We start from the raw sequence: 19,989 nt of genomic DNA, 5'->3' as shown, positions 1-19,989 counted from the left end.
GGCTCGTCGTTAAGCAACTGCCTGCGCCCGCACGCGACTGGGTTTGTACCAGAGGTAGATTGCGTAGCCCAGGCAGGTGAAGAAGAGCACGCCGCCCATGATTCCCTGCATGTTGCCGTAGAACCACTGCCCCACGCCCGCGGCGTGACCGAAGTCGTTGCCCACGAAGACCTTGTACGGCGCCCACCAGTGGGCGATCATGAACAAGGTGCCGACAACGATGTTCCCGATCTCGCGGACGAAGAGCACCAGCGGCACAAAGACCATGACAATCGACCAGTGGTGGCTGACCGCGTACGGTCCAGCAAAGCTGACCGCCAGCGCGACGAAACCGAGGGCTGCGACCTCATAGCCATTGCGGTGGTAGATCCACGCCACGAAAGCAGCGGCGATGGCACCAAAGAGGAAGAAACCGTAGATGCCAATATCGAGCGCAGTGCCCTCCACCCCGGCACGGGCGAGCAGACCACTGAACGCCTGGTTGGCCTCGTAAGCCGGGGCGCCACCGCGGTTGCCGGCGAAGAACTCATCGGTCCAGAAGTAGATGGACTCTTTAAAGCGCACGGCGAAACCAATGGCGACGGTCACCAGGAACCAGCAGAAGCTCTTGGCCACGGCCGCAAAGTCACGGCGCATGAGGAACACCAGCGCATATGCCGCGGGGGTGATCTTGATACCCGCCGCGATACCCACGCCCAATCCACGCAGCTTCTTGGGCAAAAAGCCCAGCACATCGGAGACCACCAGCAGCGCGAGGAAGACGTTGATCTGCCCGAAGAGCACGTTGGCGCGCAGCGGGTCGAGCAGCATCACCACCCCGAGCAGGCAGGTAGCCATCAGCTTCGGACGCTCAGAGCCGAGACGAGTGAAGACCATCCACAGCATCGCCCACACCGCCGCCAGCGTGGCGAACGTCCAGATGATTTGCAGGGTGACCGGCCCCGCCCAGGTCAGCGGGTAAAACAGCAGCGCTGCAAAGGGTGGGTAGATGAAGCGGAAACCCGATCTGGTGGGAAACTCTGGTGAGTAGAGATCCTGGTCTCGTCGTAGCGCCCAGCCGGCGTCTTGGAAGACCTCGAGGTCCATCATGTAGGCAGTTGCCGCAAGATAGATGAAGTCGATGACAACGACCAGCGACACCAGCCCAAATACAATTGCCAAGATCCGTCTCTGCATGACGGAAAGCGTCGAGAGTCTGTCCATGAGCATGATTCGACACTACCGCACAGTTCTTCCTACTCAGGCCTTAGAGTGGGAGGTATGTTCGTGGAAAACTATCGCAAGGTTCGCTCCGAGATCGACGACGCTTGCCGACGAGCTGGGCGCCAGCCCTCCGAGGTCCGCCTGCTGCCCGTCAGCAAGACTGTGCCTGTCGACGCCCTGGTGGAATCCTGGCCGGAGCTCGCAGCAGCCGGCTGCGCTGGCCTGGCGGAAAACCGCGTCCAGGAAGCGGTGGCCAAGGCGGAGGCATTCCGGGAGGCCTTCGGCGACAAGGCACCGCATATGGCCATCATTGGTCCACTGCAGACGAATAAGGCCGGCCACTTGGTCAGCTGTGCCGATGAGTTTCAGGCTCTGGACCGCCCGAAGGTGGCCGGAGCACTGCAGCGTCGCTTGGCCGATTCCGAGCGCACGCTCGATGTGCTGATTCAGGTCAACGCCTCCCGCGAGCCGCAGAAGTCGGGGCTGGCACCAAGCCACGCGGCGGAGTTTGTCCGCATGTTTGGACCCGATGGCGAGTACCCGAACCTGCGTCTGCGCGGGTTTATGACCATCGCGGCCCAGAATGATCCGAATGTGCGCGAGACCTTCGCGGAGCTGCGGGAGCTGCGGGACAGTCTGCTCGGGGATTTACCGGAGGGTGTCAGCCTCGACGAACTGTCAATGGGTATGTCCGGCGACTACCGCGAAGCCATCGCCGAAGGGGCGACCACCGTGCGTGTGGGACGCGCCATCTTCGGTGAGCGCTCCTATCAGAAATAAAGGTAATCAAATGAAGGTAATCTCAGTGCCATGAGTTCTGATGTCTCCCCGTGCTCCCGTCGTCGTTTCCTCCTGGGAACTGCCGCCACTGCAGCTGGCGCACTCGTAGCCGCTTGTGCACCAAAGTCTGCGGTGGAAAAGGTTGACGCTGCCGACATTCCGGTTGGCGGCGGTGTGGTGATTGGCAATTACGTCGTCACGCAGCCGGAGGAAGGCAAGTTCGCCGCTTTCTCCAGCTCCTGCCCGCACCAGAATGGTCGTATCACTGAGGTCAGCAATGGTGTGATGATTTGCCCGAACCACAACTCACACTTTGATATTGCTACTGGTGAGGTTGTTTCTGGCCCCTCGCGTAAGCCCGCTGGTCAGGCATCGCTTTCAGCCGAAGGCACTGAGCTGATTGTGGGCCAGAAGTAGGTTTATCTTCTACCGCCGCGGCTTCAACCCCGCCACAGCACACGCACCTGCGATGAAGGACAGCGCCACCAGCCATGGAATCAGTCCTGCCCACTCGAAGCGACTGAACACCATGCCGGATACCCAACCGACAATGGACGAACCCGCGTAGTAGCTGAACAGGTACATCGATGATGCCTCGGCGCGGTCGCGCTGTGCCACCAGCCCCACGCCGGACGAGGACAGCGAGTGCGCCACGAAGAACGAGGCCGTGAACACGAGCACGCCCACAATCAGCGCGGGCAGCCACGGTAGCAGCGCCAGCCCCAGGCCCAAGCACGCGGCCAGAGTCGCAATGGCGATGAGCCGACGGCGGCTCACCGTCTTCGCCCACACACCCGCGCGTGCCGACGACCATGTGCCCGACAGGTAGAGAATAAATACGAACCCTGCCAGTGCCGGGGAGAGCCCGAACTTATCGCCCAGTCGGAAGCCCAGGTAGTTGTACAGGGAGACAAACGCTCCCATAAACAGGAACGCCAGGGCGCACAGCGCCAGGATGCGCGGGTCGCGCAAGTGTCGCGCAATGGCCTGCCCCTCCCCTGCAAACGACAGTTTCTTCGGCTTAAACCTGCGCTGTTGCGGCAGGAAGTACCAGGTCAGAATGGCGAAGATGAACGCCACCGTCGCCGAGACCGCAATCGCCACCCGCCAGGAGGCGAACTCCAGCACAATGGACGGAATGATACGGCCGAGCAGGCCACCGACCGTCGTGCCCGAGATATACAGCCCCATCACGCGACTGACGTGGTCGGCGTGGACTTCCTCACTGACATACGCCATAGCCACTGCGGGCACACCGGCAATGACAATGCCCTGCAACAGGCGCAGCGCAATCATCGAACCGATGCCCGGCGCGATTGACACCACGAGCCCCAGTAGCGTTGCCACAAATGCGCTGATGACGATGACGCGCCTGCGTCCAAAGCGCTCCGACAAGATGGACACCGGGATAATCGCACAGGCCAAGCCACCGGTGGTGGCGGATACCGTCAGCGCCGCGGTGGCGGGGTCGACCGATAGCTCGTCGGAAAGCGTGGGCAGTAGCGCCTGCGTTGCATAGAGCGCTTGGAACGATGCCAGGCCGGCGAAAAGCACAGCGATAAGCGCGCGACGGAATCCGGGATCTTCTGGCCGTAGTCCTTCGATCTGTTCGGGGTTTTCGTTAGCGCTAGTCACTTGTCCTAGGTTAGCCCTCCCTCCAAACCCCTCGCTGAATACACGGATTCAGAAAACCTTTTTAATTCGCCCGCGGTATCGCTTTCGTTTTATTAGTTTCGTAGGCATGACTACTTCTTCCGCACAGCCACAGAGTCGCAATCACGACCGCGAGTACGACATCGTCGTCTACGGTGCCACGGGTTTCGTGGGCCGTTTGATTGTGGACTATCTGGCTAAACACGCCGGTCAGACGAAGGTGGCGCTTGCAGGCAGGAACGCCCAGAAGCTTGCCGACGTCGCGGAGAACGCAGGCGTATCGGACTGGCCGGTCATTGTTGCGGATGCTGCCGACCAGCCGGCGGTGGCTGAGCTTGCGGCCAGTACAAAGGTGGTGCTGACCGTTGTGGGGCCGTATGCGAAGTACGGTCGCACCCTGGTGGCCGAGTGCGCCAAGGCCGGTACTCACTACGTCGACCTTTGTGGCGAGGTGCTGTTCGTCCACGACTCCATTGCGAATAACCACGAGGTGGCGCAGCAGACCGGAGCGAAGATTGTCCACTCCTGCGGCTTCGACTCGATTCCTTCCGACGTCGCTGTCCGCGAGCTCCACGAGGCGGCCCACACCAAGCTCGGTGAGACAACCCTGTTGTTCAAGCACGTCAAGGGCGGGGTCTCCGGCGGCACTATCGATTCGGTCCGTGTCCAGCTAGCACAGGCCAAGAAGGACCCCAAGCTGCGTCGCATCATCGCGGATCAGTACGCCCTGGCTGAGCCGGGTCCCGACCAGGGTAAGTTCGGCGTCGACCTGCGCCCGGCGCGCTTCCGCCGCCATTGGCGAGCACCCTTCTTCATGTCGCCGTTCAACACCCGCATTGTTCAGCGCTCGGCGATGCTGGCGGATTACGGCGATTCCTTCCGCTACCGTGAGCTACTCAATGTCGGCCGTGGTCCGAAGGCTTTCGTGCGCGCAAATATTTTCGCGGCTGTCTGCAGGTTGGCGCTGGCGGCGATGGCGTTCGGGCCGACGGCCAAGCTCATTGATAAGAAGCTGCCGAAGCCGGGCGAGGGCCCAAGCGCTGAAGAACAGGCCGAGGGACGCTTCACCATCGAGGCCTACACCGTCGATACCTCCGGTATTCACTGGCGTTCCAAGGTGTCGCTCGAGGAAGACCCGGGGTACGCAGGCACCGCGATCATGATTTCCAGCGCCGCCCTTGCACTCGTCCACGACGATCTGCCGGACGCTACCGGCGTGCTCACTCCCACTGTCGCGCTTGGCGACGCCCTATCCCGCCGTCTCCGCGCGGGCGGCATGACCATTGAGGCGGTGCAGGCTCGATGACTGATGGCCTGACCGGTGCTTTTGCGAATCTCACCCGCGGACCGAAACTGCCGAGTGTAGGTGGCGGCCGTGCGTTAGTGACCGGCGCTTCCTCCGGCATCGGTTGGGCATGCGCGGAGGCACTGGTCAAGGACGGTTTCGAGGTCGTTGGCACGTCCCGCAGGGGCGCCGAGGCGCCGCACCCCGAGGGCGTGCAGATGGTGGCACTCGACATGTCCAGCGCCGACGACATCGCTGCTGTGGTCGCCCACGGGCCTTACGACGTCGTCGTCGCCAACGCCGGTGAGAGCCAGTCGGGCGCTTTCGAGGAGCTACCCCGCGAGGCGCTTGAGCGTCTCTTCCAAGTCAATGTTCTGGGGCAGGTGGAGCTGTTACAGCAGCTGCTGCCTGGCATGCGCGAGGCCGGTCGTGGCCGAATTGTGCTGGTTGGCTCGATGCTCGGCGGGTTGCCGCTGTCCTACCGTTCTTCCTATGTGGCGACGAAGGCCGCTATCCGCGGCTTTGGGCTTTCGTTGCGCGGTGAAGTCGCGCAGTTCGGTATTGGGGTGACGGTTGTCGAACCGGGTGCCATCAACACGGGGATTTCTACACGTCGGACGACGTATGGCGATGAGGGCTCCGTTTACGCTGCTGATGTCCACCGCATGCTGACGAAGTTGAACGCCAATGAGGAAGATGGCATTCCCGCTTCGGAGATTGCTGAGGTGGTTATGCGCGAGGTATCTGCCGAGCGACCTTTGGCTCTGGTGGCGCGGGGGTCGTCGGCAAGCGTTGCAGTGCCCTTCATGCGGCGAATCCCGACGCAAGCGGTGTTGACCATCATGCGCCGGGTGCACGGGCTGCGGTGAGTTAATCGGCGACGGCGCGCATTTCAACGGCCTGTGCACACGCCTCCGCGGCTTCGTGGGCTAGGTTGATGGCCTCTTGCTCGTCTGCGACTTGGACAATCCAAAAAGCTGACGGGAACGTCATCGCGTTGTAGTACGGCAGATCGCTATGTGAACCATCCGGCAGCACCGTCATGGCATCCTCCGGCGGTACCAGCCCGCCGGACATAACCCAGTGGCCTTCGTCCTGGAGCTTCTGATTGAAGCGTCCAATCCGTTCAAAGGCAGCGTGCATTTCCTCATCAGAGTCATACGCGTTGATATCTCTGCGGCCATGGACCGTGAAAAAGTACTGCACACCAAGCTCCTGGGTTTCGTTTTGCTAAGTGTAACAGATTGAGTGGGGATGGAACCGGGAATTTGTGAGGAATTTAGAGCTTTGGTTGAGCGTTTTTGCGGCCAGGGCCTAGTTTTCCTGTCTCGCAGCGGCGGCTCGCTGTGCCCTAATCTCCGCTACCTGCTGCTTGCGGGTATTGAAACCCATGCGCCACGGGGCGGCTAGACCTGACTCGGGGGCATGCGGGTTATCGCGCCAAGATTTGCCCTCGTTGTAGGCCTGCGCGCCCTCACGGTATGCGGCGGATTGCTGAGAAAAGGTTGGATACGGCTGTTCGGTGGTCTGCCTGGCCTGCGCGCCGACAGCTTTCATTCTTGCGCGCAGTTCCTTGACTTTGTTCTTCGCCCTTTCGTCATGCTGTTCCTGCTGCTCTGCAATCTCAGCGAGTGCCTGTTGCTCGGTGATGGGGTCGCACCAGTCTTCCTGACCGTCGTCTTTGTAGATACTGCCGCTGTGGTCCCAATACCTTGTCATGCGTTTACCCTCCTGAGTGTTTTTCATGGGTCTTACCACGCCGTTAGGTACAGGGAACCCGAAGGCGACAGAACCTACACTAACCTCTCCGCAGCTTCCGCCAGACCCAATCAACGATCACGAAGCCAACGAGAGTCACACCGAACAGTGGTGCAACCACCGAGTAGGCAATCAGCAGCGCCACAACGGCCGCTGCAACTCCCGGGCGAATGTCCCGCCAGCGCGTCGGCGCCGGGAGCCTGCCCGGGCGGCCACCTCGACCGCGCCCAAACCACATGGCGTACCCGCGCACAATCATCGCCAACAAAGCGACACCGATCAGTGCCAGGACCAGCTGATTCACCCAACCGAACAGGATGCCCATGTGCGCGTTAATCAGCCATTCGGTCAGCTTCGCCGGCAGCGGCCAATCCGCGAAGTGAATCCGATCGACCATCGCTCCGGTCGAGCCGTCAACGGTGACGGTCTCAATGCCCATCCGCCATTCCTCGCGGGCTTCCTTGGCCATCCACACCGTGCCAGCCTCCGGTGGTGTCAGTTCGACTTTCCCGGACAGGCCCTCGGCACGTGCGAGGTTCATAACACTATCTGCCTCTGACCAGTCATAATTCGCTGGTGCAGTCGCAGTCATGGCTGGTTTCGGTGCGTACCAGTCCATCGTCTCGCGCAGCTTTGCGATGCCCGTTCCAGCCACCCACGACCACGTCAGGCCGGTGACGGTCAGGAACAGAAGTCCAACGCTAACCGCCACGCCAACATTCGCGTGACGACGCATATGATGCGCCCTCTTACTTGTTCCCTGTGTCCGCTTGCGACGCGAACGGTCCCACCAGAGCCAGAGGCCACCAATAGCCAGTGCGCCCATCCAGGATGCTGCCGTCTCGGAGTAGAGGCGACCGAAGTTGCTATCAATCCAGAGTCTGCGGTGCCCTTCAGAGATCCACGCCCGCAGTGGCAGCGCCGCCGAGGAACCGTATTGCACCAGGTCACCCTTGATGCTCAGGTCGCCTGGGTCGACGAACACCGCATGTCGGTAGGACTCCGACTTCAGCTGCTCATCATTGAACATGACTCGCGTTGTCTGCCCCGGCTTTTCCGGGACCTGCACCGCGGTCACCGGCAGGTCAGGGTGCACGCGCTGCGCGACCTCAACCTGCTTTTCCAGCGGTTGTGCGGGAAGGCTTGATGTTGCGGTTAGCTCTTCGTGGTAAACCACCTTTTCTATGCTCGGGGCGAGGGCATACGCCACGCCTGTGATAGCTGCAATAACGAGTAGTGGCGCAACGAGGATGCCTGCAACGACATGGATTCGGTGCAGTAATGCTCGTGGCCCACCATTTTTCTGAGTCTGTGCGACGGGGTTTGCGGCTGGCGTTCCAGCGGCATCGCCTGTGGCTATTGAAGTCATGCCTTATTAGTCGGACGAACTGCCCCAGTTGTTCCCCAGCAAGCTCACTTTTATTACTTCCAGGGGTAGCCATTCGGCCACGCACCTCGTTGTCGGCCACCTTGTGCGCAACTACCCGTCGTTAAGCACGCGTACCCTCGTAGACATGGCTTATCCAGACGTGTACCACGCCGATGACAACCGCTATGAGACAATGCCGTACAACCGCTCCGGCAGCACGGGGCTGAAGCTTCCAGCCATTACGCTGGGACTTTGGCATAACTTTGGTGATGACCGACCGCTCGAGACGCAGCGTGAAATCCTGCGCACCGCGTTCGACCACGGCGTCACGCACTTCGACCTCGCCAACAATTACGGCCCACCGCAGGGCTCTGCGGAGGCGAATTTCGGTCGCATCATGGCCAAGGATTTCGCTCCCTACCGCGATGAAATGATCATTTCTTCCAAGGCCGGTTGGTACATGCAGGATGGCCCCTACGGCTTCGGCGGCTCGCGGAAGTACCTCGTGGCCAGTTGCGATGCCTCGCTGAAGCGCATGGGGCTGGATTATGTGGACATTTTCTACCACCACCGCCCCGACCCGGATACGCCTATCGAGGAAACCGTCGCCGCCCTCGATTTCCTCGTCCGGTCGGGTCGCGCGCTCTACGTCGGCGTGAGCTCCTACTCCCCTGAGCTCACTCGCCGCGCGCAGAAAATCGCCCGTGAGCTGGGCACACCGCTGACCATTCACCAGCCGAGCTACTCCATGTTCAACCGCTGGATCGAGGACGAACTGCTGGAAACCTGCGCCGATGAAGGCATGGGTGTCATCGCCTTTTCCGCGCTTGCGCAGGGGCTTCTCACCGACCGCTACTTGGATGGCGTGCCGGAATCCTCGCGTCTCGGGGCGCACAAGATGAACTCGGGGTTCCTCAACGACGACACGCTCACCGCCATCCGCGAGCTCAACGCCATTGCTTCACGACGAGGCCAGTCCCTGGCACAGATGGCCATCTCGTGGGTGCTCCGCCGTGACGAAGTGACCTCCGCCCTGATCGGCGCATCCTCGGTGGAGCAGCTGAAGAACAGCCTCGGCGCCCTGGAGGCTGCGCCGTTTAGCGATGAAGAACTCGCGGAGATCGACAAGTGGGCCGTCGACCGCGGGATTAATCAGTGGCAGGGCGCTACGGAGTCTGTGTAGGGAGCTCATCGAGCGCCGGCAGCACATACTCAATCAGCTCATCAATCTGCTCTTCCGCATCCCGCTTCGAGGTACGAAAGTTGATGCTGACGTGGTTGATCCCGAGCTGTCGCTGCGATTGCAGCAGCTCAATTAGCTTGTTGCGGCCAAGGCGGTACCCGAAGTGGCCGCCCTGCGCGGGGGCGTCGGGATCTTCATGCAGGTCAATCCACAGTGATTCCAAGAAGGGCTTGAACACGCCCTCGCCGCACTCCTGGGCCACCGCCTCCTGCCAGTTGACGATGTTTTTCCTCTGCATCTCCAAACCCTTGTGGTACATGAACCACCCGTCGGTATGCGCGGCCTTCCACTCCAGGCTCTGCTGACAGGAGCCAGTGGCCAACAGCGGAACTCGGCGTGCCAGCGGCTTGGGCACCACATCGGATCCGCCCATCTTGCCCTCGGACCACCGGATAGGCCGGTAGCTGGTGCTGAGGGCTTTTTCATAGACCTCGATATGCTCGCGGAAACGCTCACCGCGCTTGCCTTTGTCCTGGTTAAAGGCGGGGAACTCCTCGGGTCGGTCACCGGTGGCAACGCCAAAGAGGAAACGGCCATCGGAAAGCCTGTCCAGTGTGGCAGCGCGCTTGGCCATCACCAGCGGATGCTGGAAGGGCACGACGACTGCACCGGTGCCGAGCGCGATATCGGTGGTGTGTGCGGCGATGTAGCTGAGGTACATCCAGGGGTCGTAGACCTGGCCGACGTCGCCAAATGTTTCCACGCGCAGCGGGATGTCGCGTGCCCAGACCGCCGCGATGCCTGCGCGTTCGACTTTCTGAATCAGCCGAATCTGGTTGCTCAGCGCGTCCCTGGGCTCGGCTTCGGCGTCCTGCTCGATGGGCAGACTCAGCCCTACCGTGAGTCGGCCCGGCGCGAATGTGCGCTGGTAACCGGGTAGTTCGTCGATAGGCTTGTCCGAAAGATCAAACAGCGAGCTCATGATGCTCCACGGTAGTACAGCTCGAGGTGCGGCACTCGTCGTTAAGCTGGAAACATGCTTGAGGATGTCATCATCGTCGGTGGCGGCCAAGCTGCCCTCGCTACCGCCTATTACTTGCACAAACGCGGCATTGATCCGCTCATTCTGGACAATCAGCCCGCTCCCGGCGGCTCCTGGCGCAATGTCTGGCCCTCACTGACGCTCTTTTCCACCCCGGACTTTTCCAACCTTCCGGGCATCCAGATGCCCGATTATGACGGTTTCCCGCCCGCTTCCCACGTGATTGACTACCTCAGCTCCTACGAAAAGCGCTACGAACTGCGCGTTCAGCGCCCGGTCGCCGTCACGGACGTCTCCCACGACGGCACCTTCCACCTCACCAGCGATGCCGGTGACTTCGAATCCCGCCAGCTCATCGCCGCCACCGGCAACCGGCCCTTCGTCCCGTATTACCCCGGCACGACCTCCGCGAAACAGTGGCATTCGGCCAACTACCCAGGTCCCGAGCCATTCGAAGGCTCCCGCGTTGCCGTTGTCGGCGCGGCGAACTCCGGCGCCCAAATAGCCTCTGAACTGGTGCTTTCCGGCATCGACACCACCTGGTTCACCCGCCACGAACCACGCTGGATGCCCGACGACGTCGACGGCCGCGTCCTGTTCAAACGCTACCGCCAGGGCGCCACCGACAGCATTGGCGACATCGTTGCCCTACCGCCCGTCCGCAAAGCCCGCGACTCCGGCGCACTCACCTGGACACCCATGTTTTCTTCGCTTGACGACGTCCACGCGGACCACCTCATCTGGTGCACCGGTTTCCGCCCAGCGCTCGACCCTTTCCGCAGCATCGACTCTGACCTCATCGAGTTCGTCGGCTACGGCGACTGGGTTGGCCCCGGTGCCGCCACGATCATGGGTGTTGGCCCCTTTGCTAAGCGCGCGGCCGAGCGGGTGGCTGCCCGTCTGTCAGCATGACCTGCATCAACAGCATGTCCAACCATCGCCCGTTCTTCGTCCCCACCTGCGGCAGTAGCCCAACACGCTGAAAGCCATACTTTTTGTGCAGCGCAGTCGACCCCTCGTTACTGCCTTCAATCGCCGCAACCAAGACGTGCTTTCTCGCCTCACGAGCAGCATCGATGGTCGCGCTTAACAGTGCGCCTCCAATTCCCCTGCCTTGAAAGTTCGGATGCACGTAGATGGAGTTTTCCACCGTGTACTGAAACCCGTCGAAGTCACGGAAATCGCTAAAGGTGGCATATCCAGCGACTTCGTCGTCAAGCGTGGCGACGAAAACCGGGTAGCCCTTGTCCCAGTGCGCCTCCAGCCATGCGATGCGATTCTCCGCGCTGACGGTGTCATCGTTCCAGATGGCGACGGTGTTGATCACGGCCTCGTTGTAGATCTCCGCGATTGCTGCGGCGTCCTCCCGCGTTGCCTGTCGGATGATCATGGTTTTACTCCCCGCTGTCTGCGCTGTTTCTGTGCTGTTTTCTACAACTCCGCTTTTATGAAAGCGAGATTACCAAGCTTTCAATTTCGAACGGGTGTTTTATTTGTATTTTGGTACGCTACCCCGCGAACAACCCACAAACACCCAGGTAACATGTGCTTTTATAGTCGGCTAACCATCTTCGAAAACTCCCCAATATTTCTTTTCATTTCTCTTTACAAACTAGAAACATGCCCGTATGATAGCAAGTAAGTTCGAAAGAAAACCGACAACCATTGGAGCACCAGGGGGATCCAATGAAGTCCGAACAAGTACCCGAACCATATTGGGCTCACGAAAATCCTGAAGATGAGCTCTCAGCACTCGCGCGGGCTACCAACCGCGCCCAACTTGAGTTGATTGAAGCCTGCTGCCCTGCAGGTGATGATGACGTTGAAAACCATGCCGCTCGCATCAGCATTCGGCTGGGAATCACCCGCAGTGAGGCACTGCGTATCTGTGACATTGGCCTGTTGCTGGAGAAAATGCCACAGTTGGCGGAATATGCCCGGGAAAGCTGCGCATTATCCATGCGGCAACTCGGCATCATTGCACATGGCGTAGTCGGCATCGAGCCTGATCAAATACCCGATGCAGAGAAGAAGATTCTGGCATTGGTTACGCCACGGAAGCGTCGTCAAGCAATGATTGGTCCTCGCACGCTCACCACCAAAATTGGTGATATTGCTGCGGATTTGGATGACCGCGCTCGTGCCGACGGCACAATTCCCACCATCACCGATACGGAATCGGTGACTCTGGTGGAACGTCCCGACAGCTACTCCCAAATCATTCTCACACTGCGGCCGGACCGCGCCTATTTTGCCATGTGCGCGATTGAAACGGTTTTCCGCGCGAATGAGGAAATGACGCAGGCGGATGCATTTGTGGAACTCATCCACCAGCGCACCAATGCGGAAGTTGTGCTCAATGTTTTCCGCGAGCCCCACAGTGATGATGCCTGGCTGGACGGCGCCGGCTGGCTTGGCGCGCTGGTCACGGAAGAGTGGATGCAAAAGGTGACGCATGTCCGCCTCTCAGCAGACAGCGCCACCAATGGTTACCGTCCAACTCCAGCGCAGGTCGCCCGCGTCCACGGTCGCGACGGCACGTGTCGCTTCCCCGGCTGCGAAGTCCCAGCATATAAGTGCGATATTGACCATATCGCGCCGTACAACCAGGAAGCCCCCGAAGCCGGTGGCCCCACCGACACACAGAATCTGCACTGCCTATGCAGGAAGCACCACAACCTGAAAACCCACAAGCTCTGGGATATCACCGCTTATGAGGACGGCTCAGAGGTGTGGTCCTCTGCCGACGGTATTACCGCGGCGACCGTCCCGGCCGGACCATTAGCCGGGTTCGGGCGACAGACTTTTGACAAACGCGCTACTCAGAAGACGAAAGCACGCCATGACCACTACATGAAGTGGTGGCTGTCATTCGCGGCTGTGCCAGATCTGGTCTTTGATGATGGGGAGGATTAACCCAGCGGACCACCGCAGTTCGGCCATGCGCCAGCACCCTGGGAGGCAAGCACGCGCTCGCCAATCTCAATCTGCTGCTCCTTAGTGGCCTGGTCAGCCGTCGGTGCGTACTGGTCACCGCCGTGGCCACTCCAGGTCTGCTGCGAGAACTGCAGTCCGCCGTAGTAGCCGTTACCGGTATTGGTCTGCCAATTTCCGCCGGACTCACAAGCCGCAACCTGATCCCAGGCGCTAACTGATGCAGCGTTAGCGGCCGCGGTCGGGGCAGCAATCATGCCTGCTGCCACAGCGGCGGATGCGATGAACTTACCGGAAAAACGCATAAAAAGAGAACACTCCTAAAGGGTTGACTTTTCTCTTGGGCGACCAACCTACGCGCACCCTCCCCCGTCCTGTCAACCCGTATCCTGGAAAGCATGTCCGTGGCAGATGTCGTCCGCAAGACCGAGAGAAGGATCAACGCGCTGGCCGCCAAGCGTTCCAAAAACGCTGGTTGGGAACCGGAAATCATCGGTTTCACCGGGTACGGAAGTGCAGAGCGCGTTCGCGTATTCGGCCGTGTCCTCCTGAAGGATCCGGCCAAAAAACGAGACGAAGAACGAAACAAAAAACGCGGTTTTTGGCAGTTCTTTACCGTCGAACTCGCGGACTTTCCCGTCACCATCACTGCCGGCGACCGCACGGTGGAAACCACCACGGATAGCAACGGCTATATCGAGGTACTAATCAGGAATCACGGCCTCGAACCCGGCTGGCACGAAATTACCATCAACGACACTCCTGCAGAGGTCCTCATCCTCTCCCCGGAGACCAAATACGGCATCGTCTCCGATATTGATGACACCGTGTTGGTCACCATGCTGCCGCGCGCCCTCATCGCCGCCTACAACTCCTGGGTCAAGGAGACAGACGAGCGCAAGGCCGTCGCTGGCTTCAGCGAGTTCTATGCGCAACTTCGCCGTCGTTACGCGAGCAAAACCGACGAGGACACGGACGTTCCCGTCATCTATCTCTCCACCGGAGCGTGGAACACCTTCAGCACACTAAAAAAGTTCCTACACCGCAACAACCTGCCGAAGGGCCCACTGCTGCTCACCGACTGGGGGCCAACGCCCACCGGCCTGTTCCGCTCGGGCAAGGAACACAAGAAGGTGCGACTTCGCGACCTGTTTATTGACTTCCCCGAAATCAACTGGATTCTCGTCGGCGATGATGGCCAGTACGACCCGCTCATCTACGGCACGGCCGCGGCGGAGCATCCGGACAAGGTCGCGGCCATCGCAATCCGCAACCTCACTCCCAGCGAGCACGTGCTCTCTCACGGCACGGCGGTGCCAATTGAAAAGTTGGAGAACAAGGAGGTCCCGTTCATCGAGGGCACAGACGGCTATGAACTGCTCAAACAGATCGACCAGCTGCCGCAACCATGATCTACCTCCGCCATGCCCGTATTCACGATGATGCCGAGCTCCCGGCGTACGTCGTAAAGCTCGCCCTGCCCTTCCCCATGGCCTTCACCACGCCGATTACCATCCTGACCGGCGAAAACGGCAAGGGAAAGTCGACAGTGCTGGAGGCGTTGGCATCGGCGATGGGTGTCGATACGGACGGCGGCTCGCGGTACAAGACGCAGGAGCGCACCTCCCCAGTCCCCCTGGCGCTGACCAGGCGCAATCCCCCGGATACGTTTTTCTTTCGCGGCGACGCGCACCTGAACCTCGCGCGCTATTACGAGTCGCTTGGGCTGCTACCAGGTGGCAGAGAAATGGCAGACCTCACCCAGATGAGCCACGGCCAATCCATCATGACGCTGGCCGAACGCCGCTTCAGTCCCGAATCACTGATTTTCCTTGACGAACCCGAGTCCGGACTGTCGGTCCTACGCCAACTGGAGCTCCTCGGCCGCCTCGGCGCGCTCGCGGAAGCCGGCGCACAAATCATCATGGCGACGCATTCCCCTATCCTGCTCGCCGCACCGGAAGCAACAATCATTTCGCTTGACGACGCCGACACCACCCACTTCGAAGACACCCTCGCGGTACGGGCAACCAGGGATTTCCTAGCCGATCCCGTCGGCATCGCGGACTACATGGTGGAGCGTTTTACTTCGGATTCTTAAGCCCCAGCGCCGCCACGACACCCAGGGCCGACAGTGCCACCGGCAACCACATCGCGTCACTCATGGCGGTGGTGAAGTCGCCACGGCTGCTGCTGAGCGCCGCGGCCATGACGGTGGCAATCAGCGCGCTGCCCAGCACACTGCCGATCTGGCGGATGGTGTTGTACACACCGGAGGCGGCACCGGCGAGGGACGGGTCGATGTTGCGGGTGGCAGCCGTCGACAGCGTGCCCCAAATAAACGCGTTTGCCACACCGAATGCGGCGCCCGGCAGCAGCAGCCACAGCACAGAGAGGTCCTCGTGGATGAGGTAGTGGAACCCGAGCATGCCCACCAGCGAGGACCCAAAACCAATCAGCGCGAACTCGCGGAACTTCAGCCGGTCCAGCATTCGCCCAGTCCACGGTGCCATGACACCGGAAATGACCGCCTGCGGCACGAGCAGTAGTGAGGCCTGGATGGTCGATAGGTCGCGAGCATTCTGGGCGAAGAGGATGATTGGGAAACCAACCGCGACCACCAGCGCCCCCGTCACAGCAATCGCCAGCGAGGAGATGGTGAAGTTGCGATCCTTAAAAAGGGACAGCGGCATCAGCGGTTCGGCCGTGGTCTTGGCCTCCCACGCGGTGAATAGTCCAAGAACCACCGCACCAGCGACAATCAGCGCCCAGATCCAGCCTGCCCAACCGGCGCTCTCACCTTCCTGAATGCCGAAGACCAGCAGGAACATACCAATCGCGCTGAGTACAACACCGAGATAATCAATCTTGTTGCGGTGCGTCTCAAATGTCGGCAGATAGCGGAACGCAAAAACGAGCCCGATCAGCCCAATCGGCACATTAATAAGGAAAATCCAGCGCCAACTCAGCAGCTCAATCAACACGCCTCCGGCCAGCGGCCCCGTCAGCGAGGCAATTCCGGCCGCCGCACCCCACAGCCCCATCGCCGCACCGCGATGTGCCGGCGGAAACATCTGCGTAATCAGCGCCATCGTCTGCGGCGTCAGCAGCGCGGCCCCCAGTCCCTGCACCACGCGGGCAATGATCAGCATGCTTAACGACGGCGCCAACCCACACGCCAGCGACGCCAACACGAAGATAACCAGGCCCGCTACATAGGTGTGCTTGACTCCCCAGAGATCACCGAGCCTGCCGGTAATAAGCAACGGCACAGCATAGGCCAGCAGATAACCACTGGTCACCCACATGACCTGGTTGAGCTCACCGCCCAGTTCATGCTGGATGGTGTTGATACCAACGGTGACAATGGTGGCGTCGACCAGGATCATGAAGAAGCCGAGCAAAACGGTCCACAGCGCTGGCCACGCCTTTTTGGGATCAAACTGAGTATTCAAATCTGTAGCCACTCGGAGTCATGTTAGTTGATGGCACGGTTGTTAGTTGATGGCACAGTAAAATCCAGACCATGGCTGTTCAGCATATGACCGACGAAACCATCGCCGAGTTCTTCGCCGACCACCTCTCGCGCGTAGATGATGACACGCAGCGCGCTGTCGCTCTCGAGGTGCTGGAATGGGTTCACGAAAAGTACCCGGAACTGGGCGTTCGCATCGCTTGGAATCAGCCGATGTTCACGCTCGATGGCACTTTTATCATCGGTTTCTCCTACGCCAAGAAACACATGGCGATTGCCCCGGAACGCGCAGGTATTGAAAAGTTCGCCGACGACTTCGATGCCCGTGGCCTCTCCTACGGAAAAATGATGGTCCGTTTCCCCTGGCCAAAGGACGGCAAGGCCGAGTCCATGCCGCTGGACCTGCTGGCCAAGATGATTGAGTTCAACATGGAGGACAAGCGCGGGATGACCAAGTTTTGGCGATAGGCCGGGGTTGATTACCAGACCTGGAAGCTGCCAAGCATTTAATGAGCATTCCTTTCCTCAGCGAGATTGCGGAGGAATGCGTCTTTGTCGTCGCAGTAAATCTCAATCGAGAAAACGGTCATTAGCCCCTTGTAAAGATCTTCTGCCACGACTTGCGAATCCACTTCTAATCTGACGTTCACTTCACTCAAAACAGGCACCCTGAGATTGCCGTCCTCGTCAATTGCTATGTCCCCTCCTTCACCTGCCGTTACGGAGCTCGCATGACGTAACTGTGACCACGGAATTTCGCAAATAAGCCTTCGCCCATTTCGCAGTACGAGTCCTTGCGGTGTCATTAGATGTGGATGATCCCGAACAGTTACGTAAAATCCAGATAAAAGAACTACGGCATAAACACTAATTACCAGCAATAAATATCGCCAAAACGCATTAGAAATAGCAAAATGCACTATGCTTATTTCTGCAACGCTCAGCGCCAGTATCATAAAAACAACAGTTCGAAGGTTTCTATATGCTGTGAAGGATCTGACTTCACTGTCGACATTTCTCTGAGGCTTAAAAAAGGTGAAAGCAGCTAGCAGCGAACCAACTTCCGAAACGAGTAACGCTAGTATTTTTCGAGGTACGCCAAATTTCTTTGACGTCTCGGACAGCGAAGAAGCCCATGACCTGCCATTTCTGAGATAGTCTTGCCACATACCTCTAAACAGTAAGAGAAAAGCCGCAACCACCACGGCAAGTGGTAACAGGAATACCCAACCCGGCAAACCAGATACCACATTCATAAGAAGGAAAAGAACTCCTTCAAAAATAATTGCGGCACCCAGCATTGCTCTAAATACAATTTTCATGTTTGCCTTCCGACTATGAATTGGCAGGTTTTCCTCGGAAGAAGATTACTCACCAAACGGGCTCTCTCTTAATACTTCTTACACATTCTTGAGTTGCCTTTTCACGATATGAACAGGTACCAAATGGTCGTTAAAATATGGCCGTAAGCCAAGCTCATGACTGAACACCGCTATATCAATGCCCCAGATGAGGGCCGACTGCCCTCATGCACATCTCAAAACTATTCAAGTTTTCTTCTACTTTCAATACAAAATGAGTTGTGAGATTTCTACATTTCTTCTCGTGAGCCGTTGCAATGCTAGCTGGCCGACGCATCCGACGACTTATGGCCACGCTATTCACCTATCGATGCGCTACAGCGTGTCCACAAGTGAATAGCGCATCGACAAGTGAGAGAGCCTGGCTCACAGCGTGCGCATAAGTGCCGAAAAACCATCGATAAGTCAGGGGAATACATCGACAAGTCCCCGAAACCTGGCCATAAGTGCCGGACAGGGTTAAAGGAGAGTTAAAGGACAAGCCAACAACGTCAGCTCAGCATCTGCTTCTGCTTCAACCCAAACCCCAACCCCAGAAACAAAAAATCCTCGGAAGCTTTTACACTTCCGAGGATCTTCGCTGTGGGCGAAGGGGGACTTGAACCCCCACGTCCGTAAAGGACACTGGCACCTGAAGCCAGCGCGTCTGCCATTCCGCCACTCGCCCGTGGGAACGAATAGAACTATAACACCCCGCGCTAATACACCACCAAATCCCCAGGCCAGCGCACGTTTTCCATCACTTTTCAGCACTTAGCAATAGCAACTTCCTCCACAACCGTCGTCACTATTTGATAAACCTCAGTAGTTCCTAGCCCTTAACTGAAGGTGTAGGGCTCTATACTGTTGCTTAAGTATCGATAATTTTTGTGCACATTTTTTTCACGTAACCCGCCGCGGTTTGGCGGGAGAAGGCGAATTTCTTTAGTCAGATGGATTTCCTAGGACGCATCCGCAAGCTCGATAGCTCGCTTCAGCGCGGGCTCGATAACAGCTTTGCGCGCGTGTTCGGCGGCAAGGTTGTCCCGAATGAGTTAGAAGAATGCCTGAAGCAGGAAATTGAAGACTTCCTGATGCAGGACGCCAACGGTCAGTACTTGGCACCCAATGATTTCCGCATTGGCATCAGCGCTGCCGACTACAAGAACCTTTCTGCGTCCGAGCCCAACCTGCCGAATCAGTTGGCTGACCGCATGACGCGCTACTGCCGTAACAACGGCTGGGGCTTCACCGGTTCCATTAGCGTCCACCTGCAGGCAGTGGAGTCTCTCCACACCGGCCAGTTGAAGACGGCCAGCACTTTCACCGAGGACACCGTGGGCACCTCGGAGTTCGTCCCATTCGAGGACAGTGCCGATGATGCCAACACTGACGCAGCCCCGTCGCAAAGCGATGATGAACCCCAAGCTGCAGAGACCTCTGCCGCCTACCACCCGCAGCCGGAAGCTGAGCAGTTCCCCACCGCTTCCCGCCCCATCCCCGCGGTCGACCCAGAGGCTGCAACTGAGCTGAGCAGCGCGACCGTGGGCGAAGACCAGTCCCAGGAAAAGACCGTCACCCTGCTGTTGCAGGACGGCTCCTCGCGCGTATTTGAGGTGCGCCATGGTTCGAACATCATCGGCCGCGGCACCGCTTCCGACTTCCGTCTCCCGGATACTGGTGTTTCCCGCCAGCATGCCGAGATCACGTGGGACGGCCAGGACGCTGTGCTCGTCGATTTGCATTCGACCAACGGCACCATTGTCAATGGCGAACCCATTGAGAACTGGCTGCTGGCTGACGGCGACGAAATCTCGCTGGGGCATTCTGTTCTCGAAGTTCAGATCCGCTAGTTAAATCCGCTGATTCAGATCCGCTAAGTAGTGAGGTTCACCAGGTTCACATGCCACTGCCCTAGGTTTGCCGACACATTCCTGGAATAATTACGTCCGTGTGTTCGGTTTGCG

Annotated in this window: 21 protein-coding genes and 1 tRNA gene; 11 read left to right on the top strand and 11 right to left on the bottom strand. The window is 59.1% G+C overall.

All coding sequences use genetic code 11. The features are described 5' to 3' along the window. Positions 1–9 precede the first annotated feature (9 nt). The gene (locus HMPREF3130_RS00550) at positions 10–1,176 is read right to left on the bottom strand and encodes a glycosyltransferase 87 family protein (protein WP_246815081.1); all 1,167 of its coding nucleotides are present in this window, start codon (positions 1,174–1,176) and stop codon (positions 10–12) included. A gap of 84 nt (positions 1,177–1,260) precedes the next feature. Between HMPREF3130_RS00550 and HMPREF3130_RS00545 the strand changes: the two genes are divergently transcribed. Then, complete coding sequence (locus HMPREF3130_RS00545) at positions 1,261–1,983, top strand: YggS family pyridoxal phosphate-dependent enzyme (RefSeq protein WP_070429089.1); 723 nt, start codon at positions 1,261–1,263, stop codon at positions 1,981–1,983. 30 nt (positions 1,984–2,013) lie between these two features. Then, positions 2,014–2,400 (top strand): Rieske (2Fe-2S) protein, encoded by a 387-nt coding sequence (locus HMPREF3130_RS00540; protein ID WP_049172555.1) that lies wholly within the window; start codon positions 2,014–2,016, stop codon positions 2,398–2,400. Between the two features lie 9 nt (positions 2,401–2,409). Here the strand turns inward: HMPREF3130_RS00540 and HMPREF3130_RS00535 are convergent, their stop codons facing one another. Beyond that, entirely contained in the window at positions 2,410–3,618 is a 1,209-nt protein-coding gene (locus HMPREF3130_RS00535; RefSeq protein WP_070429088.1) for an MFS transporter, read from the bottom strand. 106 nt (positions 3,619–3,724) lie between these two features. Between HMPREF3130_RS00535 and HMPREF3130_RS00530 the strand changes: the two genes are divergently transcribed. Continuing rightward, positions 3,725–4,942 carry a saccharopine dehydrogenase family protein gene (locus tag HMPREF3130_RS00530; protein ID WP_070429087.1) on the top strand — a complete coding sequence of 406 codons (1,218 nt, stop codon included), beginning with the start codon at positions 3,725–3,727 and terminating at the stop codon, positions 4,940–4,942. Beyond that, complete coding sequence (locus HMPREF3130_RS00525) at positions 4,939–5,790, top strand: SDR family NAD(P)-dependent oxidoreductase (RefSeq protein ID WP_070429086.1); 852 nt, start codon at positions 4,939–4,941, stop codon at positions 5,788–5,790. Before HMPREF3130_RS00530 ends, HMPREF3130_RS00525 begins: the two co-directional genes overlap by 4 nt. A gap of 1 nt (position 5,791) precedes the next feature. On the opposite strand, the gene HMPREF3130_RS00520 is transcribed toward HMPREF3130_RS00525, so the two are convergent. The 3 genes from HMPREF3130_RS00520 to HMPREF3130_RS00510 all read right to left on the bottom strand — a co-directional run bounded on the left by HMPREF3130_RS00520 (position 5,792) and on the right by HMPREF3130_RS00510 (position 8,048). Continuing rightward, the gene (locus HMPREF3130_RS00520) at positions 5,792–6,127 is read right to left on the bottom strand and encodes a YciI family protein (RefSeq protein ID WP_049189837.1); all 336 of its coding nucleotides are present in this window, start codon (positions 6,125–6,127) and stop codon (positions 5,792–5,794) included. A gap of 108 nt (positions 6,128–6,235) precedes the next feature. Next, positions 6,236–6,640, bottom strand: a complete 405-nt coding sequence (locus HMPREF3130_RS00515; protein ID WP_083276305.1) for a hypothetical protein — start codon at positions 6,638–6,640, stop codon at positions 6,236–6,238. Between the two features lie 79 nt (positions 6,641–6,719). Beyond that, the gene (locus HMPREF3130_RS00510) at positions 6,720–8,048 is read right to left on the bottom strand and encodes a PepSY-associated TM helix domain-containing protein (protein WP_070429084.1); all 1,329 of its coding nucleotides are present in this window, start codon (positions 8,046–8,048) and stop codon (positions 6,720–6,722) included. A 145-nt stretch (positions 8,049–8,193) separates the two neighbouring features. Between HMPREF3130_RS00510 and HMPREF3130_RS00505 the strand changes: the two genes are divergently transcribed. Beyond that, positions 8,194–9,231 carry an aldo/keto reductase gene (locus HMPREF3130_RS00505; RefSeq protein ID WP_070429083.1) on the top strand — a complete coding sequence of 346 codons (1,038 nt, stop codon included), beginning with the start codon at positions 8,194–8,196 and terminating at the stop codon, positions 9,229–9,231. Here the strand turns inward: HMPREF3130_RS00505 and HMPREF3130_RS00500 are convergent. Beyond that, the gene (locus HMPREF3130_RS00500) at positions 9,215–10,213 is read right to left on the bottom strand and encodes an LLM class oxidoreductase (protein ID WP_070429082.1); all 999 of its coding nucleotides are present in this window, start codon (positions 10,211–10,213) and stop codon (positions 9,215–9,217) included. The two genes, HMPREF3130_RS00505 and HMPREF3130_RS00500, sit on opposite strands and share 17 nt — an antisense overlap. 54 nt (positions 10,214–10,267) lie before the next feature. Between HMPREF3130_RS00500 and HMPREF3130_RS00495 the strand changes: the two genes are divergently transcribed. Next, positions 10,268–11,185, top strand: a complete 918-nt coding sequence (locus HMPREF3130_RS00495) for an FAD-dependent oxidoreductase (protein WP_070429081.1) — start codon at positions 10,268–10,270, stop codon at positions 11,183–11,185. On the opposite strand, the gene HMPREF3130_RS00490 is transcribed toward HMPREF3130_RS00495, so the two are convergent. Further along, positions 11,142–11,663: a GNAT family N-acetyltransferase gene (locus HMPREF3130_RS00490; RefSeq protein ID WP_070429080.1), complete on the bottom strand. Its 522-nt coding sequence runs from the start codon at positions 11,661–11,663 to the stop codon at positions 11,142–11,144. The two genes, HMPREF3130_RS00495 and HMPREF3130_RS00490, sit on opposite strands and share 44 nt — an antisense overlap. A 296-nt stretch (positions 11,664–11,959) precedes the next feature. On the opposite strand from HMPREF3130_RS00490, the gene HMPREF3130_RS00485 reads away from it, so the two are divergent. Then, positions 11,960–13,189: an HNH endonuclease signature motif containing protein gene (locus HMPREF3130_RS00485; protein WP_070429079.1), complete on the top strand. Its 1,230-nt coding sequence runs from the start codon at positions 11,960–11,962 to the stop codon at positions 13,187–13,189. On the opposite strand, the gene HMPREF3130_RS00480 is transcribed toward HMPREF3130_RS00485, so the two are convergent. Continuing rightward, the gene (locus HMPREF3130_RS00480; RefSeq protein WP_005511827.1) at positions 13,186–13,512 is read right to left on the bottom strand and encodes a transglycosylase family protein; all 327 of its coding nucleotides are present in this window, start codon (positions 13,510–13,512) and stop codon (positions 13,186–13,188) included. The two genes, HMPREF3130_RS00485 and HMPREF3130_RS00480, sit on opposite strands and share 4 nt — an antisense overlap. Before the next feature lie 93 nt (positions 13,513–13,605). Between HMPREF3130_RS00480 and HMPREF3130_RS00475 the strand changes: the two genes are divergently transcribed. Further along, the gene (locus HMPREF3130_RS00475; protein ID WP_016421765.1) at positions 13,606–14,619 is read left to right on the top strand and encodes an App1 family protein; all 1,014 of its coding nucleotides are present in this window, start codon (positions 13,606–13,608) and stop codon (positions 14,617–14,619) included. Then, positions 14,616–15,308, top strand: coding sequence for an AAA family ATPase (locus tag HMPREF3130_RS00470; protein ID WP_016421764.1), 693 nt, complete (start codon positions 14,616–14,618; stop codon positions 15,306–15,308). Before HMPREF3130_RS00475 ends, HMPREF3130_RS00470 begins: the two co-directional genes overlap by 4 nt. Here the strand turns inward: HMPREF3130_RS00470 and HMPREF3130_RS00465 are convergent. Continuing rightward, positions 15,292–16,674 carry a DHA2 family efflux MFS transporter permease subunit gene (locus tag HMPREF3130_RS00465; RefSeq protein WP_016421763.1) on the bottom strand — a complete coding sequence of 461 codons (1,383 nt, stop codon included), beginning with the start codon at positions 16,672–16,674 and terminating at the stop codon, positions 15,292–15,294. The two genes, HMPREF3130_RS00470 and HMPREF3130_RS00465, sit on opposite strands and share 17 nt — an antisense overlap. A 59-nt stretch (positions 16,675–16,733) precedes the next feature. Here HMPREF3130_RS00465 and HMPREF3130_RS00460 point away from each other — a divergent pair, with 59 nt between their 5' ends. Next, entirely contained in the window at positions 16,734–17,150 is a 417-nt protein-coding gene (locus tag HMPREF3130_RS00460; protein ID WP_016421762.1) for an iron chaperone, read from the top strand. 38 nt (positions 17,151–17,188) lie between these two features. On the opposite strand, the gene HMPREF3130_RS00455 is transcribed toward HMPREF3130_RS00460, so the two are convergent. Together HMPREF3130_RS00455 and HMPREF3130_RS00450 are read right to left on the bottom strand one after the other, a co-directional pair. After that, positions 17,189–18,004 (bottom strand): hypothetical protein, encoded by an 816-nt coding sequence (locus HMPREF3130_RS00455; protein ID WP_016421761.1) that lies wholly within the window; start codon positions 18,002–18,004, stop codon positions 17,189–17,191. Between the two features lie 622 nt (positions 18,005–18,626). Continuing rightward, a tRNA-Leu gene (locus tag HMPREF3130_RS00450) sits at positions 18,627–18,710 on the bottom strand. A 265-nt stretch (positions 18,711–18,975) separates the two neighbouring features. Here HMPREF3130_RS00450 and HMPREF3130_RS00445 point away from each other — a divergent pair. Next, positions 18,976–19,875, top strand: a complete 900-nt coding sequence (locus HMPREF3130_RS00445) for a DUF3662 and FHA domain-containing protein (RefSeq protein WP_070429078.1) — start codon at positions 18,976–18,978, stop codon at positions 19,873–19,875. Positions 19,876–19,989 lie beyond the last annotated feature (114 nt).

Source organism: Corynebacterium sp. HMSC14B06 (genome assembly GCF_001807075.1).
Lineage (GTDB): Bacteria > Actinomycetota > Actinomycetes > Mycobacteriales > Mycobacteriaceae > Corynebacterium > Corynebacterium jeikeium_D.
Note: the sequence above shows the minus strand (reverse complement) of the source record. Positions and strands in the feature narration are given on the sequence as shown.

Excerpts from the sequence above, each read along its gene's own strand:
- HMPREF3130_RS00550 (WP_246815081.1), bottom strand. The coding sequence starts at position 1,176 with ATGCAGAGACGGATCTTGGCAATTGTATTTGGGCTGGTGTCGCTGGTC.
- HMPREF3130_RS00545 (WP_070429089.1), top strand. The coding sequence starts at position 1,261 with ATGTTCGTGGAAAACTATCGCAAGGTTCGCTCCGAGATCGACGACGCT.
- HMPREF3130_RS00540 (WP_049172555.1), top strand. The coding sequence starts at position 2,014 with ATGAGTTCTGATGTCTCCCCGTGCTCCCGTCGTCGTTTCCTCCTGGGA.
- HMPREF3130_RS00530 (WP_070429087.1), top strand. The coding sequence starts at position 3,725 with ATGACTACTTCTTCCGCACAGCCACAGAGTCGCAATCACGACCGCGAG.
- HMPREF3130_RS00525 (WP_070429086.1), top strand. The coding sequence starts at position 4,939 with ATGACTGATGGCCTGACCGGTGCTTTTGCGAATCTCACCCGCGGACCG.
- HMPREF3130_RS00515 (WP_083276305.1), bottom strand. The coding sequence starts at position 6,640 with ATGACAAGGTATTGGGACCACAGCGGCAGTATCTACAAAGACGACGGT.
- HMPREF3130_RS00510 (WP_070429084.1), bottom strand. The coding sequence starts at position 8,048 with ATGACTTCAATAGCCACAGGCGATGCCGCTGGAACGCCAGCCGCAAAC.
- HMPREF3130_RS00505 (WP_070429083.1), top strand. The coding sequence starts at position 8,194 with ATGGCTTATCCAGACGTGTACCACGCCGATGACAACCGCTATGAGACA.
- HMPREF3130_RS00500 (WP_070429082.1), bottom strand. The coding sequence starts at position 10,213 with ATGAGCTCGCTGTTTGATCTTTCGGACAAGCCTATCGACGAACTACCC.
- HMPREF3130_RS00495 (WP_070429081.1), top strand. The coding sequence starts at position 10,268 with ATGCTTGAGGATGTCATCATCGTCGGTGGCGGCCAAGCTGCCCTCGCT.
- HMPREF3130_RS00490 (WP_070429080.1), bottom strand. The coding sequence starts at position 11,663 with ATGATCATCCGACAGGCAACGCGGGAGGACGCCGCAGCAATCGCGGAG.
- HMPREF3130_RS00485 (WP_070429079.1), top strand. The coding sequence starts at position 11,960 with ATGAAGTCCGAACAAGTACCCGAACCATATTGGGCTCACGAAAATCCT.
- HMPREF3130_RS00480 (WP_005511827.1), bottom strand. The coding sequence starts at position 13,512 with ATGCGTTTTTCCGGTAAGTTCATCGCATCCGCCGCTGTGGCAGCAGGC.
- HMPREF3130_RS00475 (WP_016421765.1), top strand. The coding sequence starts at position 13,606 with ATGTCCGTGGCAGATGTCGTCCGCAAGACCGAGAGAAGGATCAACGCG.
- HMPREF3130_RS00470 (WP_016421764.1), top strand. The coding sequence starts at position 14,616 with ATGATCTACCTCCGCCATGCCCGTATTCACGATGATGCCGAGCTCCCG.
- HMPREF3130_RS00460 (WP_016421762.1), top strand. The coding sequence starts at position 16,734 with ATGGCTGTTCAGCATATGACCGACGAAACCATCGCCGAGTTCTTCGCC.
- HMPREF3130_RS00455 (WP_016421761.1), bottom strand. The coding sequence starts at position 18,004 with ATGAAAATTGTATTTAGAGCAATGCTGGGTGCCGCAATTATTTTTGAA.
- HMPREF3130_RS00445 (WP_070429078.1), top strand. The coding sequence starts at position 18,976 with ATGGATTTCCTAGGACGCATCCGCAAGCTCGATAGCTCGCTTCAGCGC.